Origin of the sequence: Streptomyces sp. V2I9, from assembly GCF_030817475.1 — a bacterium.
Lineage (GTDB): Bacteria > Actinomycetota > Actinomycetes > Streptomycetales > Streptomycetaceae > Streptomyces.
Genome location: NZ_JAUSZJ010000002.1, coordinates 301,956 through 316,564, shown reverse-complemented (window position 1 = coordinate 316,564; position 14,609 = coordinate 301,956). Strand labels below are relative to the sequence as shown.

The 14,609-nt window shown below is 74.0% G+C and carries 13 protein-coding genes and 1 pseudogene; 4 read left to right on the top strand and 10 right to left on the bottom strand.

All coding sequences use genetic code 11. The features are described 5' to 3' along the window. Positions 1-150: 150 nt before the first annotated feature. A pseudogene (locus QFZ71_RS01440) lies at positions 151-996 on the bottom strand (cytochrome P450); the annotation flags it as partial. A gap of 857 nt (positions 997-1,853) precedes the next feature. On the opposite strand from QFZ71_RS01440, the gene QFZ71_RS01435 reads away from it, so the two are divergent. After that, the gene (locus QFZ71_RS01435; protein ID WP_307666417.1) at positions 1,854-2,918 is read left to right on the top strand and encodes a lactonase family protein; all 1,065 of its coding nucleotides are present in this window, start codon (positions 1,854-1,856) and stop codon (positions 2,916-2,918) included. A 105-nt stretch (positions 2,919-3,023) separates the two neighbouring features. On the opposite strand, the gene QFZ71_RS01430 is transcribed toward QFZ71_RS01435, so the two are convergent. From QFZ71_RS01430 to QFZ71_RS01415, 4 genes are all read right to left on the bottom strand, one after another. Beyond that, positions 3,024-3,947: a sirohydrochlorin chelatase gene (locus QFZ71_RS01430; RefSeq protein WP_307666416.1), complete on the bottom strand. Its 924-nt coding sequence runs from the start codon at positions 3,945-3,947 to the stop codon at positions 3,024-3,026. 186 nt (positions 3,948-4,133) lie between these two features. Further along, positions 4,134-5,213, bottom strand: coding sequence for an N-acetylglucosamine kinase (locus QFZ71_RS01425; RefSeq protein ID WP_307666415.1), 1,080 nt, complete (start codon positions 5,211-5,213; stop codon positions 4,134-4,136). Beyond that, a complete protein-coding gene (locus tag QFZ71_RS01420; RefSeq protein ID WP_307666414.1) occupies positions 5,210-5,887 on the bottom strand; it encodes a uracil-DNA glycosylase in 678 nt (225 codons plus the stop codon). Before QFZ71_RS01420 ends, QFZ71_RS01425 begins: the two co-directional genes overlap by 4 nt. 89 nt (positions 5,888-5,976) lie before the next feature. Beyond that, on the bottom strand, positions 5,977-7,062 hold the full coding sequence (locus QFZ71_RS01415; protein WP_307666413.1) for an exo-alpha-sialidase: 1,086 nt from the start codon (positions 7,060-7,062) through the stop codon (positions 5,977-5,979). Between the two features lie 240 nt (positions 7,063-7,302). On the opposite strand from QFZ71_RS01415, the gene QFZ71_RS01410 reads away from it, so the two are divergent. After that, positions 7,303-7,809, top strand: coding sequence for a hypothetical protein (locus QFZ71_RS01410; RefSeq protein WP_307666412.1), 507 nt, complete (start codon positions 7,303-7,305; stop codon positions 7,807-7,809). An 82-nt stretch (positions 7,810-7,891) separates the two neighbouring features. Next, a complete protein-coding gene (locus tag QFZ71_RS01405) occupies positions 7,892-8,623 on the top strand; it encodes a class I SAM-dependent methyltransferase (protein WP_307666410.1) in 732 nt (243 codons plus the stop codon). A 64-nt stretch (positions 8,624-8,687) separates the two neighbouring features. On the opposite strand, the gene QFZ71_RS01400 is transcribed toward QFZ71_RS01405, so the two are convergent. Next, complete coding sequence (locus QFZ71_RS01400) at positions 8,688-10,079, bottom strand: FAD-dependent oxidoreductase (RefSeq protein ID WP_307671310.1); 1,392 nt, start codon at positions 10,077-10,079, stop codon at positions 8,688-8,690. Positions 10,080-10,228: 149 nt separating this feature from the next. Then, a complete protein-coding gene (locus tag QFZ71_RS01395; RefSeq protein ID WP_307666409.1) occupies positions 10,229-10,915 on the bottom strand; it encodes a DUF305 domain-containing protein in 687 nt (228 codons plus the stop codon). 160 nt (positions 10,916-11,075) lie between these two features. Here QFZ71_RS01395 and QFZ71_RS01390 point away from each other — a divergent pair, with 160 nt between their 5' ends. Continuing rightward, a complete protein-coding gene (locus QFZ71_RS01390) occupies positions 11,076-12,569 on the top strand; it encodes an LVIVD repeat-containing protein (protein WP_307666408.1) in 1,494 nt (497 codons plus the stop codon). A gap of 353 nt (positions 12,570-12,922) precedes the next feature. On the opposite strand, the gene QFZ71_RS01385 is transcribed toward QFZ71_RS01390, so the two are convergent. Genes QFZ71_RS01385 through QFZ71_RS01375 form a run of 3 tightly spaced genes read right to left on the bottom strand, consistent with a single transcriptional unit; the run spans position 12,923 to position 14,563 of the window. Next, positions 12,923-13,099, bottom strand: a complete 177-nt coding sequence (locus QFZ71_RS01385) for a hypothetical protein (protein ID WP_307666407.1) — start codon at positions 13,097-13,099, stop codon at positions 12,923-12,925. A 58-nt stretch (positions 13,100-13,157) separates the two neighbouring features. Then, entirely contained in the window at positions 13,158-13,880 is a 723-nt protein-coding gene (locus tag QFZ71_RS01380; protein ID WP_307666406.1) for an HAD family hydrolase, read from the bottom strand. Further along, positions 13,874-14,563 (bottom strand): phosphatase PAP2 family protein, encoded by a 690-nt coding sequence (locus QFZ71_RS01375; protein WP_307666405.1) that lies wholly within the window; start codon positions 14,561-14,563, stop codon positions 13,874-13,876. The genes QFZ71_RS01380 and QFZ71_RS01375 overlap by 7 nt, the downstream gene beginning before the upstream one ends. Between the last annotated feature and the right edge of the window lie 46 nt (positions 14,564-14,609).

Genomic DNA, 14,609 nt, shown 5'->3' with positions numbered 1-14,609 from the left:
CGCACGACGTCGACGAACACCTGCTGTTCGCAGCCGGGAGCAGGGGGGCGCAGGGCTGCCGGACGGCCCCTCGCGCGACCGCGCCGCGGTCGCGCGAGGGGCCGTACCGCCGGCCCGAAGTCAGCCGGCCGACGGCCGCAGCCGTACCGGCAGGGTCTCCTCGACCACGCTGTTCCAGTCGGCGCGGCCGGCCCGCAGGTGGGCGAGGTGGGCGGGATCGGTCAGCAGGGCCGTGATCGCCTGGTCGATCACGTTGACCGTGGTGTCGTAGCCCGCGGAGATCATCAGGAGCAGGGTGTCGCGCAGCTCGTCGTCGGTGAAACCGCTGCCGTCGCCCTCCTCGTCGCGGGAGGCGATGAGGAGCGAGGTCATGTCGTCGCCCGGCGCGGGGCGCTTGGACGCGATCAGGGTGTCGAGGGCGTCGTACAGCCCGGCCGTGTTGGCGGTGGCCTCCTCGACGGTCAGGGTGGTGTCGAAGACGCCGTCCACCACGGTGCGGAAGCCGTCGAGCTGGCCCTCGGGCACGCCCATGAGCCGTCCGATCACGGCGATCGGCAGCGGGTAGGCCAGTTCCTGGCGCAGGTCGGCCACCTCGCCGGCTGGCCGGGTGGCGAGCTTGTCCAGGAGGCCGCTGACGAGCTCCTCGACCGTGGTGCGCAGGTCGTGGATGCGGCGGGCGCTGAACGCCGGGGCGACCATGCGGCGCAAGCGGCGGTGGTCGCCGCCGTACGCGGTGAACATGTTGTCGACCGCGACCCAGAGCGCGAGCGGCCAGGTGGCCACCGTCTCGGCGAAGGCCGGCCAGTGGGCCCTGGCGTCCTTGGAGACCCAGGAGCTGGTCAGGAGCTCCTTGAGAAGCGCGGGGTCGGTGACGGACCACGCGGTCACCCCGAGGATGTCCACCTTGGTCGCCGGGCCGCGCTCACGCAGGGCCCGGTGCTCCGCGTGGCGGTCGGAGCCGGAGGGGTCGAGGACGAGTGGCGGCTGCTCGGACACGGTGTGCTCCTTCATCGGGAGGCGGTGAGGCAAGCGGGCGGCGGTGAGGACGAGGCGGAGGGCTCGAACGCGCGAGGGAAAGGGCCCGGCCGCCGGCGCGGTTCGGCGGGGATCGCACGGTTCGTTCCGGGCCGGGCGTCCAGGAGAGGGCCGACCGGCGTCCCGGCGACGGGACGGGCGCGGCAGCGGTCCGGGCAGAGGTGCGGGCCAGGGGGCGCCCCATGGGGACCGGCGCGGGCGTCCGGCGAAGGAGACATGACGGAACCCTAAGAGGATACGGCCAAGTCACGCACGGGAAGGCCCGACTGATGGCCTGTCAACGGCGAGGAACGGTACCGGCTCCGGCGTGGTGGTCGCCGGGGTGCGGCCGCAGGGCGCCGGGGCACCGGGGTGACGCCGAGGCCGCCCCGGCGGGTGCGGCGAGCGCTCCGCCGTCGTGATCGGCGCCGCAGGGCCCTGCCGTTCCGGCGCCCGCGAGGCCGCGTTCTCCGGCAACCCGCCCCGGTGCGCCGGGCCCATCGGTCGACGCGCCCCTCTCTCGGCCGGTGTCCCGGCCCCTTCGGACGGGCGGTCCGCGCACAGCCTCCCGCTTCCCCACCGCCGCATGACCCCCGCACCCCGGACGGCCCAGGCGGACGCCCCCGTGGATTCGCCCCACCGAGGTTGCCGGACCCCCAGCCCGCAGCCCCGTCCGGGGCTGCGGGCTGGGTCGCCCGGCGTGGGCCTCCGGGCCGCCGGATCAGAGGCGCCACCCCTGCGGCCGCATTGGTCCGGACCAGATTGGGCCGCCTGCTACCGTCGGCCGTGAAGATCGCGGCGACGGTGGAAACGCGGCGACGGTGAAGAGGGGTAGCGCGATGATCGGCAACAGCGCCGGACGGGCATTCTTGGGGTCGTTCACCTCGGCGGGAGGGCTGGGAGTCACCGCCGCCGCCGTGGACCGGGACACGGGCGCGCTGACCGTGCTCGGGTCCACGGACGCCGTGGCCGACCCCTCCTTCCTCGCGGTCGGCCGCCGGGGAGGCGAAACGGTTCTGTACGCGGTCGGGGAGAGCGCTCCGGGCGTCGCCGCCGCCTTCGCCGCCGACGGGGACGTACCGACCCTGCTGGGTGCCGTGCAGGCCGTCGACGGTGATGGGCCCACCCATCTCGCGCTCGCCGCGGACCACGTGGTCACGGCCAACTACACCTCCGGCAGCTTCACCGCCCTGCCCGTCCTCGACGACGGGTCGCTGGGGCCCGCCTCCTCCGTCCTCCGGCGCGAGGGCAGCGGACCGGACCCCGACCGCCAGGAAGCCCCGCACGCCCACCAGGTGCAGGCCGACCCCTCCGGGAACTGGGTGGTCGGCGTGGACCTCGGCACCGACTCGGTAGGCGTCTGCGCCCTGGACCCCGCGACCGGCGCACTGACCCCCCACAGCGAGACGGCGCTGCGGCCGGGCACCGGCCCGCGCCATCTGGCCTTCCACCCCTCGGGCTCGCTCGCCTACGTCCTGGGCGAGCTGGAGCCGATCCTCACCGTGTGCCGCTGGGACGCGGCGGCGGGCCGCCTCGACGTACTCGGGGAGGTGCCCGTACTGCCCGAGCACGTCGAGGCGGCCGACGGCGCGGGGCGCACCTACCCGTCCGAGGTGGTCGTGGCGCACGACGGCCGCTTCCTGTGGACCGCCAACCGGGGCCACGACAGCATCTCCGTGCTCACCCTCGACGAGAGCGGTGAGAAGCCCGCCCTGGTGACCACCGTCGGCTGCGGTGGGCACTGGCCGCGCGACCTCACCCTCGACCCGGGCGGCCAGTGGCTGTACGCGGCCAACGAGCGCTCCGGGAACGTCAGCTGGTTCGCCGTGGACGCCCGGACCGGCATCCCGCGGTACGCGGGCTCCGTCGAGGTCCCCGCGGCCTCCTGCGTCGTCCTCGTCTGACGGACGCCGCCGGACGGCGCGACGGGCCCGGACCGGAGATCTCCTCCGGTCCGGGCCCGTCGTACGGTCCGGTCTCCCGAGCCGCCGCCCCGCGGCGGCGTCCGGTCAGTGGGCCGGGGCGCCCTGCGGCGTCGCCGGGGTGATGCCCAGCGTCGTGGCGTACAGGGACAGCACGAGCTTGCCGATCGCCGGGTACGCGCCCAGCGGCTCGGCCGTCGCGCAGCCCGCCTCCTTCGCGGCGGCGTCCAGCAGGCCGGGGTCGATCTCCGGACCCACCAGGTACGGCGCCAGCGCCAGCTGCGCGGAGCCGGAGCCCTGCAGCTGCTCCGCGATCGCGGCGACCGAACCCTCCACGTCCAGCGCGGCGGCCATCACCGGGACCGCGAGCCGGGCGGCCAGCAGCATGCCGGTGATCCCGGCGGCCTGTACGGCCTCCTCGCCGCCCACGGTGACCAGCACGATGCCGTCGGCGGCGGTGGCCACGGTGAACAGGCGGGCGCGGTCGGCACGCGCCAGCCCGGCCTCCGAGAGCCGTACGTGCAGGGCCTCGGCGAGCAGCGGGTGCGGGCCGAGCACATCGGTGAGCTCGGCCTGCGTACCGCTCTCCATCACCGCTTGCCGTATCCGCCGCAGGAGCGCGCTGTCGGGGCCCGCGAGGAGCGGGACCACGACGGCGGGCGGGCCGGCGGGTTCGGCGACCTCACGCCCGGCGGCGAGGGCCTGCTCGTAGCGCGCGACGCGCTCGGCGGCGGTGTGGGTGAGAACGGTGGTGAGGGTCGGGTACTCGGCGTCGTCGCCGTCCACGTAGCCGATCCGGGCGTTGAGGCCGGGCAGCTCGGAACGGGCGATGCTGATCACCTCTTCGGCCAGGCTGCGCGTGGCCGAGGAGGGGGTACCGGGAACGGCGAGGACGAGCGCCGCTGCGCCCTCGGGTGCGACCACGGGCTCCGGGCGGCGGTGCCGTCCGGACTGGCGAGGTCGCGGCATTCGTACAGGCAGGCCGGAAGCGGGCCCAGTGGGGGTGCTCATGGCGCCGCATGCTACTGGTTTTGCCTGCCCCTCTGTTCGGGGAGGGTCCGGTCGGGCGTTAACTATCCGCTTATGTCCGATGAGTGACACAAGGTCGAAGTGTCCCTTTCTGGCGGCCTGTTGTGCCCTGTCCCGCGCCCCGTCCCTCCTCCGTCCCCCACCCCGGTCAGTCGTCCCCCACCCCGGTCAGTCGGCGGCGTCCGCCCGGCCGTCCTGCCCGGCCTCGTGCTCGCGGGGCACGAACAGCATCGTCGGGTGGCGTGGCAGGCGCAGCTCGCCGGTGGCGAGGGCCCGCGCGATCCGGAGCGCGCCGGTCAGCGGATCGCCCGCCGCCGACGTCAGCCGGGCCCCCGGCAGCAGCCGCGCCACTTCCTCGCGCACAGGGGTGATCAGAGGCTCGCCCATCCGGAACAGGCCGCCTGTCAGGGCCACTTCGCCGGCCTCGTCGATCCCGCCGTCCGGCCCTGCGGTCGTCGGGCACACAGCGGCCGCCGCCTCGGCGATATGCCCGGCGGCCTGCCGCAGAATGCCGGCGGCGATCGGGTCCGCTCCGGCGCACGCCGCCACCTCCGGGGCGAACGAGGCCAGCACGGCCGGCCGGTCCGAGCGCGGGTAGAGCAGTCCCGGCAGCTCCTCCGCCGGTCCGAACGCGGCCCGCAGCCGCTCCAGGAGCGCGGGGGAACCGCCACGACGTCCGTCGTGGGCCCGCATCGCCGCGTCCAGCCCGGCGCGGCCGATCCACGCGCCTCCACCGCTGTCACCCAGAAGGTGACCCCACCCGTCGGCCCTGCGCCACTCCTTGAGGTCCGTACCGAGGGCGATCATGCCCGTACCGCCCGCCACGACCGCTCCGGGGCGCTGCCCCACCGCGCCCGCGTAGGCCGTCACCGCGTCGGCCGCCAGCGCCAGCCGGCGCACCCCCAGCGCCTTGTCGAGCGCGCCGGGCAGTTCCGTCCGCAACCGCTCGCCCAGCGTGGCCATTCCTGCGGCCCCGATCGCCAGCGCCGCGATGCCGCCCCTACCGGCGTGGTCGCCGGCCGCCGAGGCAGCCGCCTGCTCCAGCAACCCACGGACGGCCGGCAGCACCTGCTCCAGCAGATGCCCGGCGTCGATGCCGCCGGGCCCCGTCCGCACCGGTTCCGCGCAGACCGTCGTCGACAACGGCCCCGGCCGACCCACCCGGCCCAGCGCCACCCGCAGCCCGGAACCCCCGGAATCCACCCCGACGACATACGCGCCGGGGCCGGACGACGAGGTGTGCGTCACGGAAGCCGCCAGTCCACCGGTTGCGCCCCCTGGCGCTCCAGGAGTTCGTTGACGCGGCTGAAGGGCCGTGAGCCGAAGAAGCCCCGGTCCGCGGACATCGGAGAGGGGTGCGCGGACTCGATCGCGGGGAAGTCACCCAGCAGCGGGCGCAGATTGCGGGCGTCGCGCCCCCACAGGACCGACACCAGCGGAGTGCCCCGTGCCACCAGCGCCTTGATGGCCTGCTCGGTGACCTCTTCCCAGCCCTTGCCCCGGTGGGCGGCGGGCCGCCGGGGCGCGGTGGTCAGCGCCCTGTTGAGCAGCAGCACCCCCTGCCGGGTCCAGGGTGTGAGATCGCCGTTGGACGGCCGGGGCAGCCCGAGGTCCCCGTGCAGCTCCCTGAAGATGTTCTCCAGGCTCCCCGGCAGCGGCCGGACCTCGGGGGCCACCGCGAAGCTCAGGCCGATCGCGTGTCCCGGAGTGGGATACGGATCCTGGCCGACGACCAGCACCCTCACCTCCTCGAACGGCTGCTGGAACGCCCGCAGCACATGAGCCCCGGAGGGCAGGTAGGTGCGTCCCGCGGCGATCTCCGCGCGGAGGAAGTCGCCCATAGCGGCGATGCGTTCGGCGACGGGTTCGAGGGCGTCGGCCCACCCCGGCTCGATGATCTCTTTCAACGGTCGTGCTGCCACGGCCCGCACTCTACTGCTGATACGACCACTTCGATCAACTGCCGTCCGGGCCAGGACGGCCGGGACGGCCAGGACGGCCGGGGCCGCCGTCAGCCGAGCGCCACCGCCCGGACGCACAGGACGTCCGGCAGATGGGAGGCGAGCTGCCGCCAGCTGTCCCCGTCGTCCGTGCTGGCGTACAACTCGCCGTTGCGGTTGCCGAAGTAGACCCCGGCGGGGTCCGCGTCGTCGGTGCACAGCGCGTCCCGCAGCACCGTGCCGTAGTGGTCCCCCTCCGGCAGGCCGCGGGAGAGGGGCTCCCAGGTGCGTCCGGCGTCGGTCGTACGGAACACCCGGCAGCGGTGACCGGCCGGGACCCGGTCGGCGTCGGCGTTGATCGGGAAGACGTACACCGTGTCGCCGCGGTGGGGGTGTGCGACGGCGGCGAACCCGAAGTCGGAGGGCAGGCCCGCGCCGATGTCGCTCCAGTGGTCGCCGGAGTCGTCGCTGCGGAAGACGCCCCAGTGGTTCTGGAGGTACAGCCTGTCCGGATCGGCCGCGTCCCGCGTGACCTTGTGGACGCACTGGCCGAACTCCGGGTCCGGATCGGGGAGGAAGACCGCCGAGACGCCTTTGTTCGACGGCGCCCAGCTCGCCCCGCCGTCCTTGGTGCGGAAGACACCCGCCGTCGACACGGCGACGGTCACGGCCTCGGCGTCCCGTCGATCGGTCAGCACCGTGTGCAGCCCCTCGCCGCCCCCGCCCGGCACCCACCGCGAGCGGGTCGGGTGCTCCCAGAGCGGCCGCACCAGCTCGAACGACTCGCCCCGGTCCTCGGAGCGGAACAGCGCGGCGGGCTCCGTGCCCGCGTAGACCACGTCGGGGGCCTCCGGTCCCGCCGGATGCAGCTGCCATACGCGCTCCAGCGAAGCCCCGGTCTCCTTCGGGAACTTCACCGCCGGCCGACGCGGCTCGACCCAGGACTCGCCGAGGTCGTCGGAGTGGAAGACGGACGGCCCCCAGTGTGCGCTGTCCCCGCCGACCAGGATCCTCGGACGGTCACCACGGGTGTCCACGGCCACCGAGTAGATCGCCTGCGCGTTGAAATGGGGGCCGGTGATCTCCCAGCTCCCGCCGCGTCTGCGGCCGATGAAGAGTCCCTTGCGGGTGCCGACGGTGAGCAGTACGTCAGTCATGGTCCACGTCCTCCCGGAAACGCCGTTGTGCCGGAACAGTGCCAGTCTGCACCCCGCCACCGACAGTGGCTCGCGCACACGCCCGAGGCCCGGTCGCGCACACGCCCGGCCCGAAGAAGTACCGGACCGGAGCCCGCTCCGCCGCGCGGTGTCTCCCCGGCGGGGCCCGCCCCCGGCCGTGGCCGCCCGATGCTGACATGCTGGCGGAGACCGGCCGCCGAGGACACCGAGGAGACGACGATGGGCAGCGGGATCACGGACGCCGACGGCCGCCCGGTGGCGGTCGCCGTCACGGCGGGGGAAGCGGGCCCGGCCACGGCCGCGCCGGGGGAGAGCGCGGCATCCACGGCGGGCATGGACGGGCCCGGCCCCGTCACGGCGGAGGATGCCGCCCCGGCCGCCGGTCCCGGCCCGGCCCTCCGCGTCGGCATCCGGTTCACGGTCCCGGCCGGTGAGTCGGTCTGGTCCTGCACCCCCGAAGCGGCGCGGGAGCTGGCCGCCGTACTCCTGCGGGCGGCCGAGGAGACCGAGAACGCGCCCGCGGAGCGCCCGGTCACGGTCGAGGCGGCCGGACTGCGGCGCGGCGACGTACGCGACGGCGACCGGGCCATGACGGTGGAGAGCGCTCGCGCCGACGGGGCCACGGTCCACGTCACGTGGCGGTCCGGGGCGGGCCGGAGCTGGACCCAGGCCTACGCGGCCGACGCCGCCATCGAACTCAAGCGGCGCGGTCCCGAGGGGCGTTGAGGCGGGGGGCTCTGCTGTCCGGGCCGGCAGCCCCGGCGGAGCGCGTCCGCACGGGGCACGCGGCGTCGGTAGAGTGAGCGCGATGTTCACCGAACAGGGTCCCACCGTGCGCGAACTGGCCGTCCAGGCGCTCTCCTCGACGGAGCGCGGGTACGACCTTCTCGCCCCGAAGTTCGACCGTACGCCCTACCGCACCCCGGACCGCGTGCTCGACTCCGTCGCCCGGGCGGTGCGCGGGCTCGGCCCCTTCGACACCGGTCTCGACGTCTGCTGCGGCACGGGGGCGGGAGTGGGCGTGCTCCGGGAACTGTGCCGGGAGCGGGTGACCGGGGTCGACTTCAGCGCGGGCATGCTCGCCGAGGCGCGCGCCGCCTTTCCGCCCGGTGACGAGGGGCCGGCGGTGCACTGGGTACGGGCCGACGCCCGTGCGCTGCCGTTCGCGCCCGCCTTCGATCTCGCCCTGAGCTTCGGCGCGTTCGGCCATTTCCTGCCCGCCGAACGCCTCGGTCTCTTCGCCGAGGTGTACGGATCGCTGCGGGCGGGCGGGCAGTTCGTCTTTCCGATCGGCGCACCACCCCCGGTGGGATCGCGCGCCTACTGGACGCTGCTCGGCTTCGACGCGGCCATGCGGGTGCGCAATGCCCTGTGGCGTCCGCCGTTCGTCATGTACTACCGCACGTTCCGGCTCGGCGACGTGCTGGAGGACCTGACCCGGGCCGGCTTCGTGGTGCGGTCGCAGCCGCTGACCGACCTGGGCACCCGCCCCGACGGCAGTCCCCGCGCCCGGCTGGTGGTGGCGACGCGGGAACACTGAGGGACGCGGCGGACAGGGTGGCCGAGCCGCTCCCCGTGCCGGTTCCCCGTACCGGCCCCTCCGCTCAGCGGTCCTCGTCGCGGGCCGCCGCCAGCAGGCCCGGCCAGTCGGGGATCTTCACCGGGCCGCGCCCCAGCGAACTCCCCAGTTCTGCCTCGGCACGCTCGATCGACAGCCAGCCGTCCCACTCCACCGGCCGCAGCCCCGACCTCCGCAGCGCCGCCAGCGGATCGTCCGCCGCCCTCCGCCGGGTCAGCGCGGGGGCGTCCGCCAGGAGCGAGGCCACCGTCTCCTTCGCGCAGGAGCGGTTCGAGCCGATCACCCCGGTCGGCCCCCGCTTGATCCACCCGGCCACGTACTCGCCCGGTGACGGTGATCCGTCCCGCAGCACCCGGCCCGCCGCGTGCGGCACGGTCCCGCGCACCGGGTCGAAGGGCAGCCCCGGCAGCTCCACCCCGCGGTAGCCAACCGCCCGCAGGACCAGTCCCGCCTCGATGTCCTCGTACGCCCCGGTGTCCTGGACCCCGCCCGTGCCGTCCGGGGCCGTCCGCGCGAACCGCACACCCGCGACCCTCCCGGCGCGCTCCAGCAGCTCCACCGGCCGCAGGAAGAACCGCAGCCGGACGCGGCGCACGGCCGCGCCGGACGCGTCTCCCGCCGCCGCCCCGCCCGCCGACCAGCCGCGCAGGACCTCCAGGTTCCGCCGCACCACGGCGGGCAGCGTGCCCGGCGCCTCCTCCGGCGCGGCGTACGCCGGGTCGAGCGCGAGCTCCGCGGGGTCCACGGTGACCCGCGCGCCGGGCAGCGCCCCCAGCTCCCGCAGCTCCTTGGTGGTGAACCGGGCACGGGACGGGCCCCGGCGGCCCACGATGTGGACGTCGCGCACCCGACTGCGCTCCAGAGCGCCGAGTGCGGCGCGGGGCACATCGGTGCGGCGCAGCTCGCCCGCGCCGCGCGCCAGGATCCGGGCCACGTCGACCGCCACGTTGCCCACACCGATCACGACGGCCGAGCGCGCCTCCAGGGCGTCACGGGCGAACGGGTCGGCGCCGATGTCCGGGTGGGCGCTGTACCAGGAGACGAAGCGGGTGGCGGAGTAGCTGCCCGGCAGCCCCTCGCCCGGCACCGACAGCGCGCGGTCCGCCGACGCCCCGACGCAGTAGACGACCGCGTGGTACAGCTCCGCGAGCCGGGCGGGGGAGACCCCGTCCGGCCCGCCGACGCCGACGTTGCCCACGAACGTGACCCGGTCGTCCTCCAGCACCGCCCGCAGGCTGTTCTGCAGCGACTTGATCTTCTCGTGGTCGGGGGCGACCCCGTACCGCACGAGTCCGTACGGGGTGGGCAGCCGGTCCAGGACGTGGATCCGCACGTCGGGCACGAGCGACTGCTGGAGGAGGGCCTGAGCGGTGTAGACCCCGCTGGGACCGGAACCGACGACGGCGACGGAGAGCACGGCGCACCTCTTCCCGGAGTTCCCGGAGGTTGCTTCCAGCATCGCACCGGACGGTGCGGATCCGCACCGTCCCGCGAGCCGTCCGGGTGCCCGAGCCGCCCGGACGGCCGCGAGTCGGGTCTCGCCGGGCGGCGGGGCGTCCGGGCCGCTCAGTCCATCAGTCCGCGCATGCGGTCGATCTCCACGGTCTGCTGGGCGACCACGTCGGTCGCCATCTCCTCGACGGTGACGTCGTTCCCCTCGGTGAGCGCCTCCGTGGCCATGGTGATCGCCCCCTGATGGTGGGTGATCATCAATTCCAGGAAGAGCCGGTCGAACGTCGTGCCCTCGGCGGCCCGCAACTTCTTCAGCTGGGCGTCGGTCGCCATGCCCGGCATCCCGGCGTGGTCGTGGTGCTGCTCGCGCCGCTCGCCTCCGTTCCTCTTCAACCAGCCTTCCATCGCGCCGATCTCGGGCTTCTGGCCTGCCGATATGCGTTCCGCGAGGCGCTTGACGCTGTCGGAGGAGGCGCGGTCCGGGACGAGTTCGGTCATCACGAGGGCCTGCGCGTGGTGCTGGATCATCATCTGCGCATAGCGGAAGTCCGCGGAGTTGGCGGTGTCCCTGCCCGCCTCCTCGGCGGCCTCCCCGGCGGAGAGCGTCCGCGCGGGCTCGCCGGGTCTGCCGGGCGCCACCACCCCCGGCCCGCTGTCCTTCGCCCGGTCCGACGCTCCGCCACCGTCATCCGCGTCACACGCCCCCAGGGCGAGGACGGCGGCAACGACCGACGCCGCGAGGGCGGTTGCGCGCAGAGCTGCGGTCCGACGATGGATCAACACGGCGACCTCCGGTGCCACGGGGTTTGTTGCAGACCGTCCTAACACGCTTCCACCGTGCGAAGATCAAAAACTTTTATTACGTCTGCGTTGCATCTGTTGATGTGTACATGGGAGGGACGATACTGCCGGGGATTCATCAACCCGTTCGGCCCCCGAACGGGAGACAAGGGAGGACGCAGTGACCTCGTTGCACACCCTTCGCGTGCGGCGCAGACGTCTGGGCGCGGTGGCAGCCGCGGCCGGACTTCTCGCCACGCTGCTGACCGCCACCACGGCGGCCGCGACCCCCGACCCCGGCGACGCTCCGGCCGAGCGGGGTTCCGTCACCAGGAGCGAGCAGGCAGAGGCGAGGGCCGCGATAGCCGGCGGTGACATACCTGGCGTGGACGAGATCGTCCACAGCTCCAACATCAAGCACCTGACGAACGTGCCCAAGAGCGCCCTCCAGGGCAACAACACGGACCTCGCCTTCCAGGGGAAGTACGCGTTCGTCGGCAACTACGACGGCTTCGTCATCTACGACATCAGCAAGCCGGAGAAGCCCAGGACGGTGTCCCAGGTCCTCTGCCCCGGCTCGCAGAACGACATCTCCGTCTCCGGGAACCTGCTGTTCCTCTCGACGGACTCCTCGCGCAGCGACGACTCCTGCTCCAGCACCTCCCAGCCCGCCACGGAGAAGTCCTCCTGGGAGGGTATGAAGATCTTCGACATCAGCGACAAGCGGCGGCCCGAGTACGTCGCCGCCGTGGAGACCGCCTGCGGTTCCCACACCCACACGCTGGTGCCGGACGGCAAGAAGAACGTGTACGTGTACGTCTCCTCGTACTCGCCGAACGAGGCGTTCCCCGACTGCCGTCCGCCGCACGACGGGATCTCCGTCATCAAGGTGCCGGTCAAGGCGCCGCAGAAGGCCCGGATCGTCAACTTCCCGGTGCTCTTCCCGGACGGCGGCAATCCGGGAGCGCCGCAGAACCCGGGCGTCTCCAAGACGACGGGCTGCCACGACATCACGGTGCTGCCGTCCAAGGACCTGGCCGCCGGTGCCTGCATGGGCGACGGTCTGCTGTTCTCCATCGAGGACCCGGAGCACCCGAAGATCATCGACCGGGTCCAGGACAACGTGAACTTCGCGTTCTGGCACTCGGCGACCTTCAACCAGGGGGCGAACAAGGTCGTCTTCACCGATGAGCTCGGCGGCGGCGGCGCGGCCACCTGCAACGAGGCCATCGGTCCCGAGCGCGGTGCCGACGGCATCTACGACATCGTGGGCAAGGGGGACGCGCGCAAGCTGGTCTTCCGCAGCTACTTCAAGATCGACCGCCACCAGGCCGACGCCGAGGTGTGCGTGGCGCACAACGGCTCGATCATCCCGGTGAAGGGCCGCGACCTGATGGTCCAGGCGTGGTACCAGGGCGGCATCTCCGTGTGGGACTTCACCGACTCGGCGAAGCCCGAGGAGATCGCCTTCTTCGAGCGCGGCCCGGTCACCCTCGACCGGGTCACCACGGCCGGCCCGTGGTCGGCGTACTACTACAACGGTCACATCTACTCCAGCGACATCGCCAAGGGCTTCGACGTGCTGAAGCTGGACGACCGGCGCACCGACCCGGCGAAGCGGGTCCGGATGGACGAGCTCAACGTGCAGACGCAGCCGGACTACTTCGACCGCTGACCGGTCGGCGGCCCACGCGTTCCGCATCGCATTCCGGGGCCGGTGTCTCCGGGCGGTCATCCGCCCGGAGACACCGGCCCCGGTGCGTGCGCCGCCGGAAATTCATTGACCGATGAGCCGGGTGGGGAGATGCTGGAGCCCTGCGACGGAGGGCTCGGCGACACCGGTCCCCGACGCGGTCCACGGCCGTGTCCCACGAGATGCGCCGAGGGTGTGCCCGGATCCGGCGACGCGGGGGATCGTCGGATCCGGTGCGGGCCTTTCCCGGCTCGTGGGCCGGGAGCCTGCCGGGTTCCGGGGGACGCGAGCGGTCCGCGCGGTGGTCCCGCTCCCGGCAGCGGTGGGTACGCCGGTCAGGCGGCGGTGCGGGCGCTCCCGCCGGTGGCGGCGGCCCACTCCACCAGCAGCCGCTGGTACTCGGCCTCGTCCTGCGGCGTCAGACAACCGCCCGAACGCTGCCACAGATCGCGGATCTCCGCGTTGACCTCGGCTGCGGGGCGGGCGGACACGGACGACGACATCGGGGACATGCCCTCCAGGCTACGGCCACGAGCGACCACTGATGCCCCGTTCAGGGCGGGATATGCCTCACATCCCGGCCCGTGGCCCCGGGCCCGGCCCGGGAACCAGCCCCAGGGAGCGCAGGCCGTCGGGCCGTTCCTGCACCGGCAGATGGTCCACGAACCGGACCTCGCAGCCCACGGCCGCCGCACCGCCGTCCGCGCGCCGGTCGTCACCGACCATCACCACGTCCGCCGGATCGCGGCCGATGAGCGAGCACGCGATACGGAACAGACCCGCCGCGGGCTTCTGGAGCCCGTGCTCGAAGGACAGGACGTAGGCGTCGACCAGGGCGTCGAGCCCGTGGGCGCGGAAGACCGGGCGCAGGTCCCACCCGATGTTGCTGACCACGGCCACCGCGATCCCCGCCTCCCGCAGGCCCGCCAGCACCTCCCCGGCGTCCGGGTAGGGCTGCCAGGCGTCCGGCCGCATGTGGCGGGCGTAGAGCGCGTCGTACAGCCCCGGATCGGGCAGCGCGACGCTCCGGGCCAGACCGGTGTACGCCTCGCGGTGCAGGGCGGCGCTCAGATCCCGCCGCGCCATCGCGTCCGCCAGCCGGTCCGGTACCCGGAGCGGGGACGGGCCGCCCGGCAGGGCGCCGGCCTCCGTGAGCCCGGTCACGTACCGCTCGAAATCGTCCGGCGGAACGCCGATACCCTCCTCGCGCAGTACGGCCGCGAGCCAGTCCCGGACCGGCTCGATGCGGAACAGGGTCCCGGAGAAATCGAACAGAACGCCTCTGATCACCACGGTGTGCTCCTCTCCACGGACGGTGCGTACCGGGCGTGGCCGACGGCGCAGCACGCGACGACGGCCACCCCCAGCAGGGCCCCGCCCACGACGTCGGTCAGCCAGTGCACCCCCAGATGGACACGGGTCGCGGCCACCCCGACCGCCGAGACCACCGCGATGGCCAGCGCCGCCCGCCGGACGCCGGGGCGGGCGCCGTACAGCCGCAGCAGCCAGACGAGCAGCCCGCAGCTCACGACCGCCGTCATGGCGTGCCCGGAGGGGTACGCGGCGTAGTGGGCGGAGTCCACCGGGTCGGGCCACACCGGGCGCTCCCGGCCCACCGCGGCCTTCAGCCCCTGCTGGAGGAGCGTGCCGAGGAGGCTCGTCGCGGCCACCCAGAGCGCGAGCACGCGTGCGCCCCGCCACCACAGGGCCACCACCGCCACCGCGATCAGGGCGCGCATGGTCCAGGGGTCCCACACCCAGTCCGTCAGCACCCGACTCACCTGGACCAGGCCGGGATCGGCCACGGCGTGCCGGTGCAGGGCCTCGGCGACCGCCCGGTCCAGGGACATCAGCGGCGACCAGCGCGCCGCCACCAGGACGAGCAGGACCAAGGAGGCCGCGCCGCCGACGGCCGCGGTCCACGGAGCGGGCGCGGCGCCAGGGGCGCGGGCCGGTGAGAGGCGGTGGGGGGACATGGACCGATCCTCGCCGAGGACCCCGCCGCAGATCCACCCCCGCGGA

What these genes read in the sequence shown, in the direction of transcription:
- QFZ71_RS01410 (WP_307666412.1), top strand. Translation starts at nt 7,303, where the DNA reads ATGGGCAGCGGGATCACGGACGCCGACGGCCGCCCGGTGGCGGTCGCC.
- QFZ71_RS01435 (WP_307666417.1), top strand. Translation starts at nt 1,854, where the DNA reads ATGATCGGCAACAGCGCCGGACGGGCATTCTTGGGGTCGTTCACCTCG.
- QFZ71_RS01430 (WP_307666416.1), bottom strand. Translation starts at nt 3,947, where the DNA reads ATGAGCACCCCCACTGGGCCCGCTTCCGGCCTGCCTGTACGAATGCCG.
- QFZ71_RS01385 (WP_307666407.1), bottom strand. Translation starts at nt 13,099, where the DNA reads ATGTCCCCGATGTCGTCGTCCGTGTCCGCCCGCCCCGCAGCCGAGGTC.
- QFZ71_RS01375 (WP_307666405.1), bottom strand. Translation starts at nt 14,563, where the DNA reads ATGTCCCCCCACCGCCTCTCACCGGCCCGCGCCCCTGGCGCCGCGCCC.
- QFZ71_RS01415 (WP_307666413.1), bottom strand. Translation starts at nt 7,062, where the DNA reads ATGACTGACGTACTGCTCACCGTCGGCACCCGCAAGGGACTCTTCATC.
- QFZ71_RS01405 (WP_307666410.1), top strand. Translation starts at nt 7,892, where the DNA reads ATGTTCACCGAACAGGGTCCCACCGTGCGCGAACTGGCCGTCCAGGCG.